Annotated in this window: 13 protein-coding genes and 1 pseudogene; 10 read left to right on the forward strand and 4 right to left on the reverse strand. The window is 35.6% G+C overall.

Features of this window, described 5'->3' with window-relative positions:
* Positions 1–154 precede the first annotated feature (154 nt).
* The 5 genes from OPU68_RS04500 to purU all read left to right on the forward strand — a co-directional run bounded on the left by OPU68_RS04500 (position 155) and on the right by purU (position 6,255).
* Positions 155–571, forward strand: a complete 417-nt coding sequence (locus OPU68_RS04500; RefSeq protein ID WP_498472809.1) for a DUF1801 domain-containing protein — start codon at positions 155–157, stop codon at positions 569–571.
* Positions 572–1,756, forward strand: coding sequence for a THUMP-like domain-containing protein (locus tag OPU68_RS04505; RefSeq protein WP_498472810.1), 1,185 nt, complete (start codon positions 572–574; stop codon positions 1,754–1,756).
* 154 nt (positions 1,757–1,910) lie between these two features.
* Positions 1,911–3,716: a translational GTPase TypA gene (typA, locus tag OPU68_RS04510; RefSeq protein ID WP_498472811.1), complete on the forward strand. Its 1,806-nt coding sequence runs from the start codon at positions 1,911–1,913 to the stop codon at positions 3,714–3,716.
* A gap of 94 nt (positions 3,717–3,810) precedes the next feature.
* Positions 3,811–5,385: a glycoside hydrolase family 10-like protein gene (locus tag OPU68_RS04515; RefSeq protein ID WP_498472812.1), complete on the forward strand. Its 1,575-nt coding sequence runs from the start codon at positions 3,811–3,813 to the stop codon at positions 5,383–5,385.
* Positions 5,386–5,421: 36 nt separating this feature from the next.
* Complete coding sequence (gene purU, locus OPU68_RS04520) at positions 5,422–6,255, forward strand: formyltetrahydrofolate deformylase (RefSeq protein ID WP_498472813.1); 834 nt, start codon at positions 5,422–5,424, stop codon at positions 6,253–6,255.
* 18 nt (positions 6,256–6,273) lie between these two features.
* Here purU and OPU68_RS04525 read toward each other — a convergent pair whose 3' ends face one another.
* On the reverse strand, positions 6,274–7,008 hold the full coding sequence (locus OPU68_RS04525; RefSeq protein WP_498472814.1) for an ATP-grasp domain-containing protein: 735 nt from the start codon (positions 7,006–7,008) through the stop codon (positions 6,274–6,276).
* Positions 7,009–7,139: 131 nt separating this feature from the next.
* Here OPU68_RS04525 and OPU68_RS04530 point away from each other — a divergent pair, with 131 nt between their 5' ends.
* The gene (locus OPU68_RS04530) at positions 7,140–8,243 is read left to right on the forward strand and encodes a pyridoxal phosphate-dependent aminotransferase (protein WP_498472815.1); all 1,104 of its coding nucleotides are present in this window, start codon (positions 7,140–7,142) and stop codon (positions 8,241–8,243) included.
* Positions 8,227–8,820 (forward strand): annotated as a pseudogene (locus OPU68_RS04535) (DUF2199 domain-containing protein). The gene OPU68_RS04530 and the pseudogene OPU68_RS04535 overlap by 17 nt, the downstream one beginning before the upstream one ends.
* Here OPU68_RS04535 and OPU68_RS04540 read toward each other — a convergent pair.
* Positions 8,821–9,693 (reverse strand): AraC family transcriptional regulator, encoded by an 873-nt coding sequence (locus tag OPU68_RS04540; protein WP_498472816.1) that lies wholly within the window; start codon positions 9,691–9,693, stop codon positions 8,821–8,823.
* Positions 9,694–9,935: 242 nt separating this feature from the next.
* On the opposite strand from OPU68_RS04540, the gene OPU68_RS04545 reads away from it, so the two are divergent.
* Positions 9,936–10,529 carry a hypothetical protein gene (locus OPU68_RS04545; RefSeq protein ID WP_498472817.1) on the forward strand — a complete coding sequence of 198 codons (594 nt, stop codon included), beginning with the start codon at positions 9,936–9,938 and terminating at the stop codon, positions 10,527–10,529.
* Between the two features lie 118 nt (positions 10,530–10,647).
* On the opposite strand, the gene OPU68_RS04550 is transcribed toward OPU68_RS04545, so the two are convergent.
* Together OPU68_RS04550 and OPU68_RS04555 are read right to left on the reverse strand one after the other, a co-directional pair.
* Entirely contained in the window at positions 10,648–12,384 is a 1,737-nt protein-coding gene (locus OPU68_RS04550) for a thiamine pyrophosphate-dependent enzyme (protein WP_498472818.1), read from the reverse strand.
* A gap of 80 nt (positions 12,385–12,464) precedes the next feature.
* Positions 12,465–13,463: a glycosyltransferase family 2 protein gene (locus OPU68_RS04555; RefSeq protein WP_498472819.1), complete on the reverse strand. Its 999-nt coding sequence runs from the start codon at positions 13,461–13,463 to the stop codon at positions 12,465–12,467.
* Between the two features lie 155 nt (positions 13,464–13,618).
* Here OPU68_RS04555 and OPU68_RS04560 point away from each other — a divergent pair, with 155 nt between their 5' ends.
* Together OPU68_RS04560 and OPU68_RS04565 are read left to right on the forward strand one after the other, a co-directional pair.
* Complete coding sequence (locus tag OPU68_RS04560) at positions 13,619–13,852, forward strand: hypothetical protein (protein ID WP_498472820.1); 234 nt, start codon at positions 13,619–13,621, stop codon at positions 13,850–13,852.
* On the forward strand, positions 13,849–14,091 hold the full coding sequence (locus OPU68_RS04565; protein WP_498472821.1) for a type II toxin-antitoxin system RelE/ParE family toxin: 243 nt from the start codon (positions 13,849–13,851) through the stop codon (positions 14,089–14,091). The genes OPU68_RS04560 and OPU68_RS04565 overlap by 4 nt, the downstream gene beginning before the upstream one ends.
* Positions 14,092–14,236 lie beyond the last annotated feature (145 nt).

Here is a 14,236-nt window from a genome sequence, read left to right on the forward strand (position 1 = left end):
TGCGGTCATCAATTCGGGCAGACATTATGAAAAAAACTACCAAAATAATTTGGTTTGTCCATAGAAATCAAGTCGGGTTGCGGGTTCGGCAATGAATTTATGATTTTATCAATCAGGAAACTTTCCATAATTTTAGAATTTAAATTTTTCACAAATGGCAAAAAACAAAACCACCGAAAACAACCTTTCAGTAGAAGATTACATCAACAATATCACAGATGAAAAACGTCAGAAAGATGTTATAGAATTGGTGAAAATTTTCGAAGAAACAGCCGGATTTCCACCGAAAATGTGGGGCGAAGCCATCATCGGTTTTGGAAGTTATCATTACAAATACGAAAGCGGACACGAAGGCGATGCACCTTTAGCTGGACTTTCCAATCGTGTTGCTCAGATTTCGCTCTATGTTTATCAGGATATTGAAGACAAAGAAAATTTGTTTTTGCAATTGGGAAAAGTCAAAACGGCGAAAGCCTGTATTTACATCAAAAAACTGGAAGGTATTAATGTTGAAGTTTTGAAAAAAATCATCACAAATTCCATCAAAACCATTCAAAAAATCTACGGATAAATGGATTTTTCGAACCTGCTTTCTCCTGAAGTTCAAAGCTTCATCAATCAAAATATTGACAGTGACATCAATAAAATATTATTGAAAAAATCGCCGTTTCCAAATGTGACAATTCAGGAAATCGTTCAGCAGATCAAGGGCAAAAAAGTCGCGCAGAGAAAGTTTCCATTCTTATTGAATGAGAACATTATTTTTCCACCAAATCTCAATCTGGAACAAGCTTCTTCACAATCTACAGCAGAATATAAAGCAAAAGATTTGAAAGGAAAATCATTTCTCGATTTGACCTCAGGTTTTGGAATAGATGCTTATTTTTTATCTCAAAATTTCGAAGAAGTGACTTTGGTCGAACAGAATCTAGATTTGATAAAAATTGTTGAACACAATTGGAATACGCTTGGTAGAAAAGCAAATTTCATCAACCAAAACCTTGAAGATTTTCTTGAGAGTCTTCGAGAACCTCAGACTGACAGTTTTAGGAAGTTTAATGTCATTTATCTGGATCCGGCAAGACGAGATCAGAATAATAAAAAGAAATTTTTGCTCGAAGATCTTTCGCCAAATCTTTTGGAAATCGAAGAAAAACTCAATTTAATTTCTGATAAAATTATTGTAAAACTTTCTCCGTTGATCGATATTTCCTATCTGGTTTCGGAACTTAGAAATATTACTGAAATTAAAATCATCGCCGTAAGAAATGAAGTGAAGGAATTGGTTTTAATAATAAAGAATCAAGATACAAGAACTGCGATTCAAGAGGTGGCAATCACTTGCGTGAATCTGGAATCTGATGAACCAGAGTTTTCTTTTGATATTGATGAAGAAAAATCGGCAACTTCAGAATTCTCAGAAAGCCTGAATTTCATTTACATTCCGAATAATTCAATTCTGAAAGCTGGAGCTTTTAATATTATTTCAGAAAAATTCGGATTGAAGAAACTGCATCCAAATACACATTTTTATACATCAGAAAACAAAATAGAAAACTTTCCCGGAAGAGTTTTGCAAGTGGAAAAGATTGAAGGAAAAGAATTGAAAAAGAATGATCAGTTCAATATCATTTCTAAAAATTATCCTTTAAAACCAGACGAAATCAAGAAGAAATACAAGCTGAAAGATGGTGGAAACTCTTATTTGATTTTCACTCAAAGTATTAAAGGAAAAGAAATTCTGCGAAGTATTTAATTTCTGATTATCTCAGTTCTCAGAGATTTAGAATGAATAGAACTTTGCGGAAATGTTAATTAATGTGCCGATTTATAAAAGATTTCAAAATTCGTTCAAAAACCTGGTTAAAATTGTGAAAAAATCACTACATTTGCACGCGTAAAAATTTGGAATGCAAAATATTAGAAACATAGCGATTATCGCACACGTTGACCACGGAAAAACGACTTTGGTTGACAAAATTATCCACGCCACAAACATCTTCCGTGAAAATCAGGAGAGTGGTGATTTGATTATGGATAACAACGATCTTGAAAGAGAAAGAGGGATTACCATTTTGTCAAAAAATATCTCTGTAACTTATAAAGACGTGAAAATCAACGTTATCGATACGCCTGGTCACGCCGATTTTGGTGGTGAGGTAGAAAGAGTATTGAAAATGGCTGATGGTGTTGTTTTGTTGGTGGATGCCTTCGAAGGACCAATGCCACAAACAAGATTCGTACTTCAGAAAGCTTTGGAACTTGGATTGAGACCTTTGGTGGTTATCAATAAAGTGGATAAACCAAACTGTCGTCCGGACGAAGTTCACGATAAAGTATTTGATTTATTCTTTGCACTTGATGCTACGGAGGAGCAGTTGGATTTCCCAACTTTCTACGGTTCATCTAAACAAGGATGGTTCAACACTTCATTAGAACAAACTGAAAATATTTTCCCATTATTAGACGGGATTTTACAATACGTTCCTGCTCCTAAAGTTTCTGAAGGACCTTTGCAAATGCAAATCGTTTCTCTGGATTTCTCTTCTTTCTTAGGAAGAATTGCAATCGGAAAAGTAATCAGAGGGGAAATCAAAGAATCTCAATGGATCGGTTTGGCGCAAGCAGACGGAAAAATTGTGAAAGGAAAAGTAAAAGAACTTTATGTTTTCGAAGGTCTTGGAAAGAAAAAAGTAACCGAAGTAAAAGCCGGAGATATCTGTGCTGTAGTTGGTTTCGACGCTTTCCAGATTGGAGATTCTTTTGTAGATCTTGAAAATCCTGAACCATTGCCAAGAACTGCGATTGATGAACCAACGTTGAATATGACGTTCTCTATCAACAACTCGCCTTTCTTTGGAAAAGATGGTAAATATGTGACTTCCAATCACCTGAAAGAAAGATTGACCAAAGAATTAGAGAAAAACTTAGCGCTTAGAGTTGAACAGACTGAAGATGCAAATACATTCCTGGTTTTCGGTAGAGGTATTCTTCACTTGTCAGTTTTAATTGAAACAATGAGAAGAGAAGGTTACGAAATGACAATCGGACAGCCACAAGTAATCCTAAGAGAAATTGACGGAGAAAAATGTGAGCCTTACGAATCTTTGGTTGTTGACGTTCCGGAAGAATTTGCTTCAAGAGTTATCGATTTGGCAACTCAGAGAAAAGGGGATCTTCACATTATGGAAACCAAAGGTGAAATGCAGCATATGGAATTCGAGATTCCTTCAAGAGGTTTGATCGGATTGCGTTCTCAGATGTTGACTGCAACTGCTGGTGAAGCTATTATGGCACACCGTTTCACAGAATACAAGCCTTTCAAAGGTGCGATTCCTGGAAGAAGTAATGGTGTTTTGGTAAGCAAAACTCAAGGTCCAGCTACTGAATATTCTATTGCGAAACTACAAGATAGAGGTAAGTTCTATGTTGATCCGGGCGAAGAAATCTACGCAGGGATGATCATTGGTGAGCAAAACAAACCAGGTGATCTAGTTGTAAACATCGTTGAGGCAAAACAGTTGAACAATATGCGTGCTTCCGGAAAAGATAAAGATACAGGTGTTGCACCAAAAATCTTGTTCTCCCTGGAAGAATGTATGGAATATATCCAGTCAGATGAAGCCATTGAGGTGACTCCTAATTTCATCCGTATGAGAAAGAAAATTCTTGCAGAAGAAGAAAGAAAAAGAATGGAGAGAAACGCAAAAGCGTAATTTGATTCCAAATAAATATTTAAAGTCCTCAGAAATGAGGACTTTTTTATTATATTCGATTTTCAATTTGAAAAAGTCACTTTTAGATCTTTTTATGAATCACAAACGCCTGTTCCAATTTTTTTGGTTGATATTAATTTCGGTTTTAATATACAATTGTTCTCCTCAAAAGAAACAAATTACCAAAATCAAAACACCGCCATCGAAACCAGTTATAAAATCAGTTCCACAGGGAAAAGTTGAAGAAAATTTTCGAGTAGATTTACCGGCGATCAACAGAGAATTTCGTGGTGTTTGGATTGCATCGGTTGCAAATATTAATTGGCCTTCCAGAACTAATCTCACATCGGAACAACAGAAATCGGAAGCCATTGAAATGCTGGATATGCTTCAAAGTAACAACTTCAATGCGGTAATTTTACAAGTACGACCTTCCGGGGATGCTTTGTACAAAAGCTCTCACGAACCTTGGTCTTATTTCCTGACTGGCGAGATTGGAAAAGAACCATCTCCATATTATGATCCACTTGAATTCTGGATAGAAGAAGCACATAAACGAGGAATCGAATTGCACGTTTGGCTGAATCCTTACAGAGCGCATCATTCCAACGGTGGAAAAGTGACGTCGCAATCTTTGGCGAGTAAATTCACTGACGTGACCTACAGACTAAGAAACGGAATGTACTGGTTTGACCCTGCAAGTTCTGTTATCCAAGATCACGTTTCAAAGGTTGTGAATGAATTGGTAAAAAAGTACGATATAGATGCTGTTCACTTCGATGATTATTTTTATCCTTATGCTACTTACAACGGCGGTGCAGACTTCCCGGATTCTAAAACCTGGAATGCTTACAGGAATTCTGGAGGGAATCTTACAAGAGCCGATTGGAGAAGAGATAATGTAAACCGTTTCGTGGAAAGAATTTATAAAGAAATCAAAGCTGAAAAGAATTATGTGAAATTCGGAATCAGTCCGTTTGGAATCTGGAAACCGGATTATCCTGTTGGTATCAAAGGTTCTTCTCAGTATGACGAACTTTACGCTGATGCAAAACTCTGGTTGAACAAAGGTTGGGTGGATTATTTCGCGCCTCAGTTGTATTGGCCGATCAATTCCAGTGGACAGAGTTTCCCGAAACTTTTGGAATGGTGGAAAACGGAAAACAATTTCAACCGACACCTTTGGCCTGGACTCAATACAGTCGAGATCAAGTCGCCGGACAAATCACTGGAAATAGTAAATCAAGTGGAGTTGAGCAGACAAATCCTGAAAGAAAATATCGGCGAAATCCATTGGAGTATTGCAGGTTTGACCAAAAGTTTGAATATGCAAAATGCTTTGAAAACGAGAGTTTACCAAGACAAAGCTCTGATCCCGAGAAGTCCTTGGCTGAAAAATGATAATGAACTTTCTCAACCAAAATTGCATCTGAAAAATAATGGTAATAACATTTCTGCAAACTGGAATTTAACTAATCAGGAAAAATCTTTCCAATGGGTTTTGTACACAAAATATGGAGAGGAATGGAAAACTCACATTTTGAATGCTGACATTCAGAATATGGAAATTATAAAATTTTATAATGGCAAAACACTCAATACAGTTGCAATAAAGGCAATTGACAGATTAGGAAATGAAAGCGATTATAAAGCAGAGAAAGTGAAGTAATATTTTCATAACTTTAAGTCTTACAACAAAAACTAAATGATACATTTCACTTTCAAAATTACCTGTACAGACGAGAAAGGTCTGGTTTACAGAATCTCCGAAGTTCTACTGGAAAACGGTCTCAACATCATCAAAAATGATGAATTTGTGGACAGCGAAAAGTCCCTATTCTTTATGAGAACCGAAGTTGCTGGCATTGCTGATCCCCAAAAAGTAATTGTCCAGCTAAAAGATCAAATAGGGGATTGCGAAATAGAATTGAGTAGCAACAAACCAAAAGACGCTGTTGTTTTTGTGACCAAAGAACACCATTGTTTGTCAGATTTACTTATCAGAAATCAATTCAAGGATCTTAATTTTAATATTCTAGCTGTTGTTGGGAATTATGAAAATCTTAGAGATCTGACAGAGAAATTCGATATTCCCTTTCATTATATTTCCACAGAAAATATGACAAGAGACGAGCACGAAAATCTGATCAAAGAAACACTGAAAAACTACCAGTTCGATTATTTGGTTTTGGCCAAATTTATGAGAATTCTGTCTTCGGATTTTGTGGCAGATTTCAAAGGAAAGATTATCAATATTCACCATTCATTTTTGCCGGCTTTTATTGGCGCCAATCCTTACAAAAAGGCTTTTGAAAGAGGTGTGAAAATCATTGGTGCAACAGCGCATTTCGTAACCAATGATCTGGATGAAGGTCCTATTATTTATCAGGACATTATCAAAGTGACGCATTCCAAAACTGCAAAAGACCTTGCAAAATTAGGTAGAGATGTTGAGAAAAATGTTCTGGCGAATGCTTTGAAACTAGTGTTTGAAGACAAGGTTTTTATTGATGGGAATAAGACGATTATTTTTGAATGATGAGATGAACGTCAATTTTTAGAAGTTTAAATAATCAATTGTGTTAGTCAATTCTGACCATCTTGCAGATAAAAATTTAGCATAATTTTGTGACGATATTCCATAGCTTCCTAATGAATGTCCATCATTTACTTCAACTAAAACAGTTTTATTATTCTCATTGATTCCGAAATCTAGTGCATAAGATTTTGGCTGAGATTTAAAATCTGAAATTGCATTTTTTACGATTTCCAAATCTATTGTTTTGTCCCAATCGCCTTTGTATCTTCTTACATCCAATATTTCTTTGTAACGGATAAAGCATCTGAATTCTGTTTTGAAATTAACAATTTCAGCGCATAGAACTTGTGTTGGTTTGCTTTCATCAATCAATCCTATGAAATCCATTTCATTTTTGAAAACTTTGCCTGCAAATTTTTTAGTGTCGACGTCAGGTTTTATAAAAATATTGAATTGTTTCTGTTTTAAAACTTCTTCTAAAGTAGATTTCCAGATTTTTCGGTTTAAGTATTTTTCCAATTCAACAGGATAATCTATTTCAGGTTGCTTCCTTTCAATACCAAGTTCTTCAATTCTTTTTCTGATATTTCCGATTCCACCAACAACTATATCTTCAAGATTTTTATCCTTTATGTTTTTGACATCAAAATATTTTTCAATTTCAAATCCAAAATGCTTAAATCCTTCATAGGCAATAAAGGCGTTTACATTGTAGAATTCTTCATTTTTATCGGTTTGAATATATGCTTTCAATTTTGTAAAACTTCTAGTAAACATAACGAAAAATCTTCTAATTCCAACAGTTGAAGCAATTTCTCTTTTCTAATATATTATTTCCTGACGGATTCTAAGAAAATCATTATTTTTATGGAAAATAAATCAATATGTCTATCAACAGAAGAGACTGGCTGAAAACCGCTTTGTTGGGAAGCGCCGGACTCACGCTTTCTCCGCTTGAATTTTTAGCAAAAACGACCCCGAACTTTTCCGAACTGAAAAATGATGACAAAACCATCCGACTTTGTTTCAACGAGAATCCGTTCGGTGTTTCCCCGAAAGCTTTGGAAGCGATGCAGAAAAGCCTCAGTTTGTCTTCGATGTATAATTTCAAATTTGCGGATGTTTTGTCTGGAAAGTTGGCAGAAAGAAATCAGTTGAAGCAAGAAAATATCTTGGTTTCCGCAGGTTCGTCTTTTTTACTGGAATTGATTATCACATATGTTTCGCTGCACAAAGGTCATTTTATCATTCCGGATCCTTCTTTCACCATTTTTGAACCGATTGGCGAATTTCTTGGAATGTCAAAATCAGTAATTCCTCTGAATGCGCAAAAGCGAATTGATCTTGATAAAATGAAAAGCGCAATCAAAAAAGATACAAGCCTTATTTACATCTGCAATCCGAATAATCCAACCGGAGATTTGCTTTCGAGAACGGAAATTGAAAGTTTCATCAAGTCTGTTCCGGACAATATCACGATTTTGGTTGACGAAGCGTACATCGAATTTACCAATCAAAAATCATTGAGCGATTTGGTGAATACTTATAAAAATCTTATTGTAACAAGAACATTCTCCAAACTTTACGGATTTGCCGGCGCAAGATTAGGTTACGCAATCGGCCATCCGAAAATGATTGCAGAATTGAAAAAACTACAAAGCTGGAGTGGTGCCGAAATTAGCGTAACTACGATGGCTGGCGGAATTTCAGCGATGGAAGATCAGGAATTCATTTCCAAAGTCTTGGATAGCAATCAAAAAGTTAAAGATTTCGCAATGTCTGAGTTTGAAAAAAGAGGCATCAAAACGATTCCTTCCTCAGCGAATTTCATTTATTTTTCTTTAGAAAATTATAAGGACAATTATTTCAAAAAATTGAAAGATGCAAAGATTCTTGGTGGAAAAACTTATGAACAGAGCGGAAAATGGACGAGGATTAGTCTGGGGACAATGGAGGAGATGAAGGTTTATTTTGGGGCGATTTCTTAAGAATAATATTTATAAAGGATTTATTTATGAAGTTATTTTCATTTTTAATCAAGAAGATAAAAAAAAGGAATACAAATGTCCACGTTGCATAAAGGTTTATGACGATTTGCCACTTTGTTTTGGATCGGATATTCCTGATTATTATTTTTCTATTCCAATAGATGAAAGGGAAAATCGAATTGAACTTACAGAAAGTTTATGTGTTATAGATGAAAAACACTTTTTTCATCGAGGTAAATTGACAATTCCTATTCTTGATTATAGCGAAAATTTGATATTTAATGTTTGGACCTCCATTAGTGAGTAGAATTTCAGTAAGCGAATGGATTTGTGGGAAAGTCCTGAAAGAATTAAAGAAGAATCTTATTTTGGATGGTTACAAACTAATGTTCCAACTTATGGTGAAACATTAAACATTAAAGCGATCGCCATTGAACAAGGGATTGGATTAATTCCAGAAATCAAATCAATTGAAAAAGAACATTTGTTAACTAAAGACCAGGCTAATGGGATTACGTACAAAAGAGCAAGAGAAATTGTTGATGAAATAATGAAACATCAGCAAAATAAAAAGTGATCAAGCCATTATATTACTAAACTCCTTACGATACTGCGACGGACTTTTCTGCGTATGTTCTTTAAAAGTCTTGTTGAAATAACTGAAGTTGTTAAAACCGCTTTCAAAGCAAATATCTGTAATGCTCATCGGTTGTTCTGCCAGCAGTTTCAGTGAGTGTGTGATTCTATATTCATTCACAAATTGCGTGAAAGTTTTGTTAGTAATTTTCTTAAAATATCGGCAAAATGAAGGAACGGTCATTGTTGCCAAACCTGCAACTTCTTCCAGGCTGATTTGGTTTTTAAAATTATCTTTCACGTGATTAAAGATCAGATTGATCCTGTCATTATCCTCTTTCTGCGTCTGCAGATAGTATTCTCCGGCATTTAAGATTTTGAAATCACTGGTGTGAGAGAGTTCGTCCAAGATTTCAATCAATTTTAATAATTTCTCCAGATAAGAAGATTCAGACAAAGCCTTTATTTTACTTTGCATTTTCTTTTTCACCTTTTCACCAAACACAATTCCGCTTTTCGCAGTTTCCAACATGGTGATAATTTTGTGCATTTCCGGAGCGTTCCAGAATTCTGATCCCAGAAAATCCCGGGAAAATTGGATGACAACTTCATAATCGTTGTTGGTGTTTTCATTCGTCATTCCACAATGGGGTAAGTTGCTGCCAATCAGAATCAAATCGCCTTCTGTAAAATAAGAAATATTACTCCCGATCTGCCTTTTCCCCGAACCACCACAAACGAAAATCAATTCGATTTCCGGATGATAATGCCAGACGTGCGATTTCAGATTTTCATTTTTTAAAAAATGAAGACACGTGAAACTGCTGTCGATATTAGGTTTTATAGCTTCAAAGGCTGGATTATGATGTTTCATATTTGGATTCTTTTGTGAATGTGTAATCGTATTTTAATCAAAGACTTAACTTAAAATTTGATTGTCATCGATTTTACTTAAACAAAAATACAAAAACTAAATTATATGTTCAATATTATCTATCATTGTTGTGTTAATATTTAATTAATGTTAATATAGAACATATTTTTGAAAATAGTCTTGTATTATTTCATTTTTACCCGTGATACATTTGCATAGTAAAACAATTAAAAAGAATTATTATGAAAAGTTTGATAAAATTAAGTTTTGTGGTTGGATTATTATTAATCTCAATGAGCGCAGCAGCTAGAGAAATCGATTTTTCTCTTTCTTTCAACAATGTAAACAGCAAGAGTTTAAATTTTAATATTTCGAATTCGAAAAATGTATCGTTATATTTTTACGATGATACTAATAGTGAGCTTTTTTCTGAAGAGATTGCAAAAAGCACTTCTAAAGAGAAATCTTACAACCTGAATAATTTGGCAAACGGAAATTATTACCTGGTTGCTGAGTCCGATAGCAGAATCGAAAAATATAAGATCACTGTAAAAGACAATCAGGTAGACGTGGACAAATCTCCTGTCTCTGCCATTACAAAACCAGAATATACCATCAACAAAAATGTGGTAAAACTGAAAATGACAGACGTAGTTGGCGATGTGAAAGTTTCGATCTTCGATACTGCTAACAATACTTATTACAGCAAAAATAACGTTGCAAAAGGCGGAATAATCGATCTTACTTTTGATCTGAATCCTGCAAACCCTGAAACGTACATCATCAATGTTGAAAAAGACGGCGACAGTTTCAGCAGAATGATTTCTCTAAAATAGTTTCTTGAAACTAAGGTTATATATATTATTTTCTAAAAGCTTCACACCATGTGAAGCTTTTTTTATGACATAATGAAAAACAGAAAGCCCAATTCTGAATTGGGCTTTGTTATTTATTTTATAAAACTTCTTTGATATGTTTGTAATTGCTGGCAATCGTATCAGCCACTTCTTTGAAATTCCCATCCAGCATCATTCTTGTCATTGCCACGCCCATTCCTTTCATCTGGCCCCAGCCAACTTTTGGCGGCATTGCAAGTGCATTCGGATCTGTAAAGATATTTACCAAAACCGGACCTTTGGTTTGCAAGGCATCGTCAATCGCTTCTTCTACCTTTTCCGGATCTGTGACATTAATTCCTTTGATCCCGAATGCCTGAGCCAGCAATCCGAAGTCGGGATTGATCATATCGGTTTCATTATCCGGGATTCCGTTCACTTCCATTTCCAGTTTTACCATTCCCAAAGATCGATTGTTGAAAACAATAATTTTGATCGGAAGTTCATACTGTTTAATGGTTGCAATATCGCCCAATAGCATAGAAATGCCACCGTCTCCGCAAAGTGCAATGACTTGTCTTTCAGGACTGGATAATTGAGCGCCGATGGCCATCGGCATTGCATTCGCCATTGTTCCGTGGTTGAAGGACCCGAATAATTTTCTCTCGCCGGTCGCTTCCAGATATCTGGCGCCCCAGACACAGCACATTCCTGTATCCACAGTAAAAATAGTGTCTTTATTGGCTTTGGTGTTTAGAGTGTCGGCAACAAATTCCGGAGAGATGTGGTTTTCTTTTCCCTTGTCATCTACATACGTTTTAAGATTGTTTTTAACTTTCTGATAAAACTCTAATTGTCCGTGCAGGAATTTGCTGTCATTATTAATTTTAATCAAAGGCAAAAGATGAATCAGTGAATCTTTGATCTTCCCGGCAAAACCTCTGGTAAGCTGAGCACGTCTTCCCAAACGTTCCGGCTTGTCATCAATCTGGATAATTATTTTATCAACAGGCATAAATTTCACATAAGGAAAATCGGTTCCGAGTAATAAAATAATATCAGCCTCGTGCATCGCCTGGAAAGCGGAAGGCAATCCCAAAAGTCCTGTCATCCCGACTTCATATGGATTGTTGTACTGGATTCCCATTTTTCCGCGGAAAGAATATCCAATTGGTGCTTTCAGTTTTTCTGCCAAAGCAATTACTTCAAAATGCGCTTCGGAAGCACCGATTCCACAATAGATGGCAGTTTTTTTTCCTGAATTGAGGTGATTGGCAATCCAGTTCAGTTCTTCATCATCAGGAATAATTCTGGGGTTGGTTTTGAAAACAAGATCAGAACTGATATTCTTTACCGCTTTCTCTTCGAAAAGATCGCCAGGCATCCCAAGCACTGCTACGCCTTTTTGAGAAATTGCGTGTTGCAAAGCGGCCTGCAGCATTCGGGGAGCCTGTTCCGGTGTGTTGGCAATTTGATTGTAAACAGAACAGTCGTCAAATAACTTGATCGTATTGGTTTCCTGAAAATATGAAGTCCCGAATTCTGTACTTTCACAAGTTGATGCAATCGCTAAAACTGGTACATTGCCTCTATTGGCTTCATAAAGTCCGTTGATCAGATGCACGTGACCCGGCCCAGAACTTCCTGCGCAGACAGCCAGACCTTCCAGCTCAGCTTCGGCAGCAGCGGCAAATGCACCAACTTCCTCGTGTCTCACGTGGATCCATTTGATAGAACCTTCGCGTTTGATGGCATCATTTAAAAAATTCAGGCTGTCTCCGGTGACAGCATAGATCCGTTTTACACCTGTCTTTACAAGAATTTCAACAAATTGATCAGCGATATTTTTTGACATATTAATTACGATTTTAATGAATATTAAATTTCGCAATTAAAATTTATAGTGCAGAATAAAACTTTATAATTATTTGTTAATTAATGAAAATGTTTTGGGAAAGCTTCGTGTGGTGATTGATTCAGAACATTGAGGAGAAACCAGGATTTTAGAAATCCATAACCATAAGAAAACATCTGGATGTATGTGGAGATAACCGCCATAGATGCAATGCTGATATTCCTTGTGACGATCAAAGCGTGGAACAATACAAGAAACGTATAAAGTCCGTAAAGCGCGAGAATTAATCCATTTGTCCAAACGAAATAATGGATGATTCCAACTAAATATCCCAATAAAAATACACTTGGAAACCAGAAGGTGAGCTTGTTATATTTTGGATGTCTTTGATTCAGAATTGGTCTTGCACAACCGAATTGATAAACCTGTTTTGAGAATTTCCCAAAGTCGGTTCTACGTTTGTGATAAACACCAATATTATCATAAAACATCGTCGTGTAGCCATTTTCCCAAAGCGTCATCGATAGATCCGGATCTTCACCAATTCTCATTTTCGAGAAGCCACCAACTTTCAGGAAAATCTCTTTGTTCACGCCCATATTGAAACTTCTGGGCTGAAACTTCGTCACCGCGCTTTTCTTTCCACGAATTCCGCCAGTTGTGAAAACAGATGTCATAGAGTAGGAGATGGCTTTCTGCATCAGGTTGAAACCTTTGTGCGCTTTGTCTGCGCCACCAAATGCGTCACTAGGATTTTCGGTAAGATTTCTCTTAATATTTTTGATGTAATCAGTCTCGACAATCACGTCAGAATCTGCAAAAACCAGCCAATCGTTTTTCGCCCGTTTTGCACCATAGTTTCTGGAAAGTCCAGGACCGGAATTATCTTTTCGGAAGAATTTGATGTCTAATTGTTCTTCAAATAATTCTACGGTTGGAAGAAGTGCAATCTTAGAACCATCATCCACAATGATGACTTCAAAATCTTTGTCAGTTTGATGTGACAGAGAATTGAGAAGCTCGAACAATTCGTCTTTTCTGTTGAAGATGGCGATGATAATGGATATGGTTGGGTTCAAGTTGAAAGATTGATTAATGTTGTAAAACGAATCTCAAAAATATGGAAAAAGGTTTTAACTTCAAGAAAAACTGAGAGTGGATTTGAACATTAAACCTTCATTCCATTTATTACTTTAATTTAAGTTTGTATCTTCGTAAGGAAAATTTATTTAAAATGAATGCAATCCGACAGTTTGTAGATGTGAAAGATAACTCTTTCCAAATCACGCTTCCAGAAGATTTTACAGCAAAAAGAGTAGAAGTTATCATTCTGCCTTCTGAAAATGATTTTCAAATATCCTCAGAAACTAAAAATCTTATCAACGAAAGAAAATCAGATTATCATAAAAATCCAGATAATGCGACTGATTTTGATGAATTTTTAGATGAATTGGAAAGTGATTTATGAAGACATACAAAGTCGTAATTACAGACCTTGCAAAAGTAGACATCAAAAAAGCAAAAGAATATTATAGAAACATCAATGCAAATCTTGCAAAACAGTTTTTGCTTCGCATCAGAGAATCAAAATCGTTCATTTCTGAAAGTCCAAAAGCCAATAATGTAATTTATCAAGACGTTAGGATGCATTTAATAAAACAATTTCCTTATCATTTGCATTATTTTTATGATGAGATCGAGATGTAATTGCTATGATTGCAGTTGAATTTGCGAAAAGAGAAAATCTTGATTTTTCTGACAGAACTTAATAATATAAAAATCTAAATTTTATTCAAAAGAAAAATTGTAGTAAGAAGAGTCGAGCTAGAAATTATACTAAATACAAAACTCG

It is taken from the genome of Chryseobacterium sp. TB1-D10, assembly GCF_059803555.1.

Coding starts and splice junctions, on each gene's coding strand:
- OPU68_RS04550 (WP_498472818.1), bottom strand. CDS start 12,384: ATGTCAAAAAATATCGCTGATCAATTTGTTGAAATTCTTGTAAAGACA.
- OPU68_RS04515 (WP_498472812.1), top strand. CDS start 3,811: ATGAATCACAAACGCCTGTTCCAATTTTTTTGGTTGATATTAATTTCG.
- OPU68_RS04565 (WP_498472821.1), top strand. CDS start 13,849: ATGAAGACATACAAAGTCGTAATTACAGACCTTGCAAAAGTAGACATC.
- OPU68_RS04540 (WP_498472816.1), bottom strand. CDS start 9,693: ATGAAACATCATAATCCAGCCTTTGAAGCTATAAAACCTAATATCGAC.
- OPU68_RS04530 (WP_498472815.1), top strand. CDS start 7,140: ATGTCTATCAACAGAAGAGACTGGCTGAAAACCGCTTTGTTGGGAAGC.
- OPU68_RS04505 (WP_498472810.1), top strand. CDS start 572: ATGGATTTTTCGAACCTGCTTTCTCCTGAAGTTCAAAGCTTCATCAAT.
- typA (WP_498472811.1), top strand. CDS start 1,911: ATGCAAAATATTAGAAACATAGCGATTATCGCACACGTTGACCACGGA.
- OPU68_RS04500 (WP_498472809.1), top strand. CDS start 155: ATGGCAAAAAACAAAACCACCGAAAACAACCTTTCAGTAGAAGATTAC.
- OPU68_RS04560 (WP_498472820.1), top strand. CDS start 13,619: ATGAATGCAATCCGACAGTTTGTAGATGTGAAAGATAACTCTTTCCAA.
- OPU68_RS04545 (WP_498472817.1), top strand. CDS start 9,936: ATGAAAAGTTTGATAAAATTAAGTTTTGTGGTTGGATTATTATTAATC.
- purU (WP_498472813.1), top strand. CDS start 5,422: ATGATACATTTCACTTTCAAAATTACCTGTACAGACGAGAAAGGTCTG.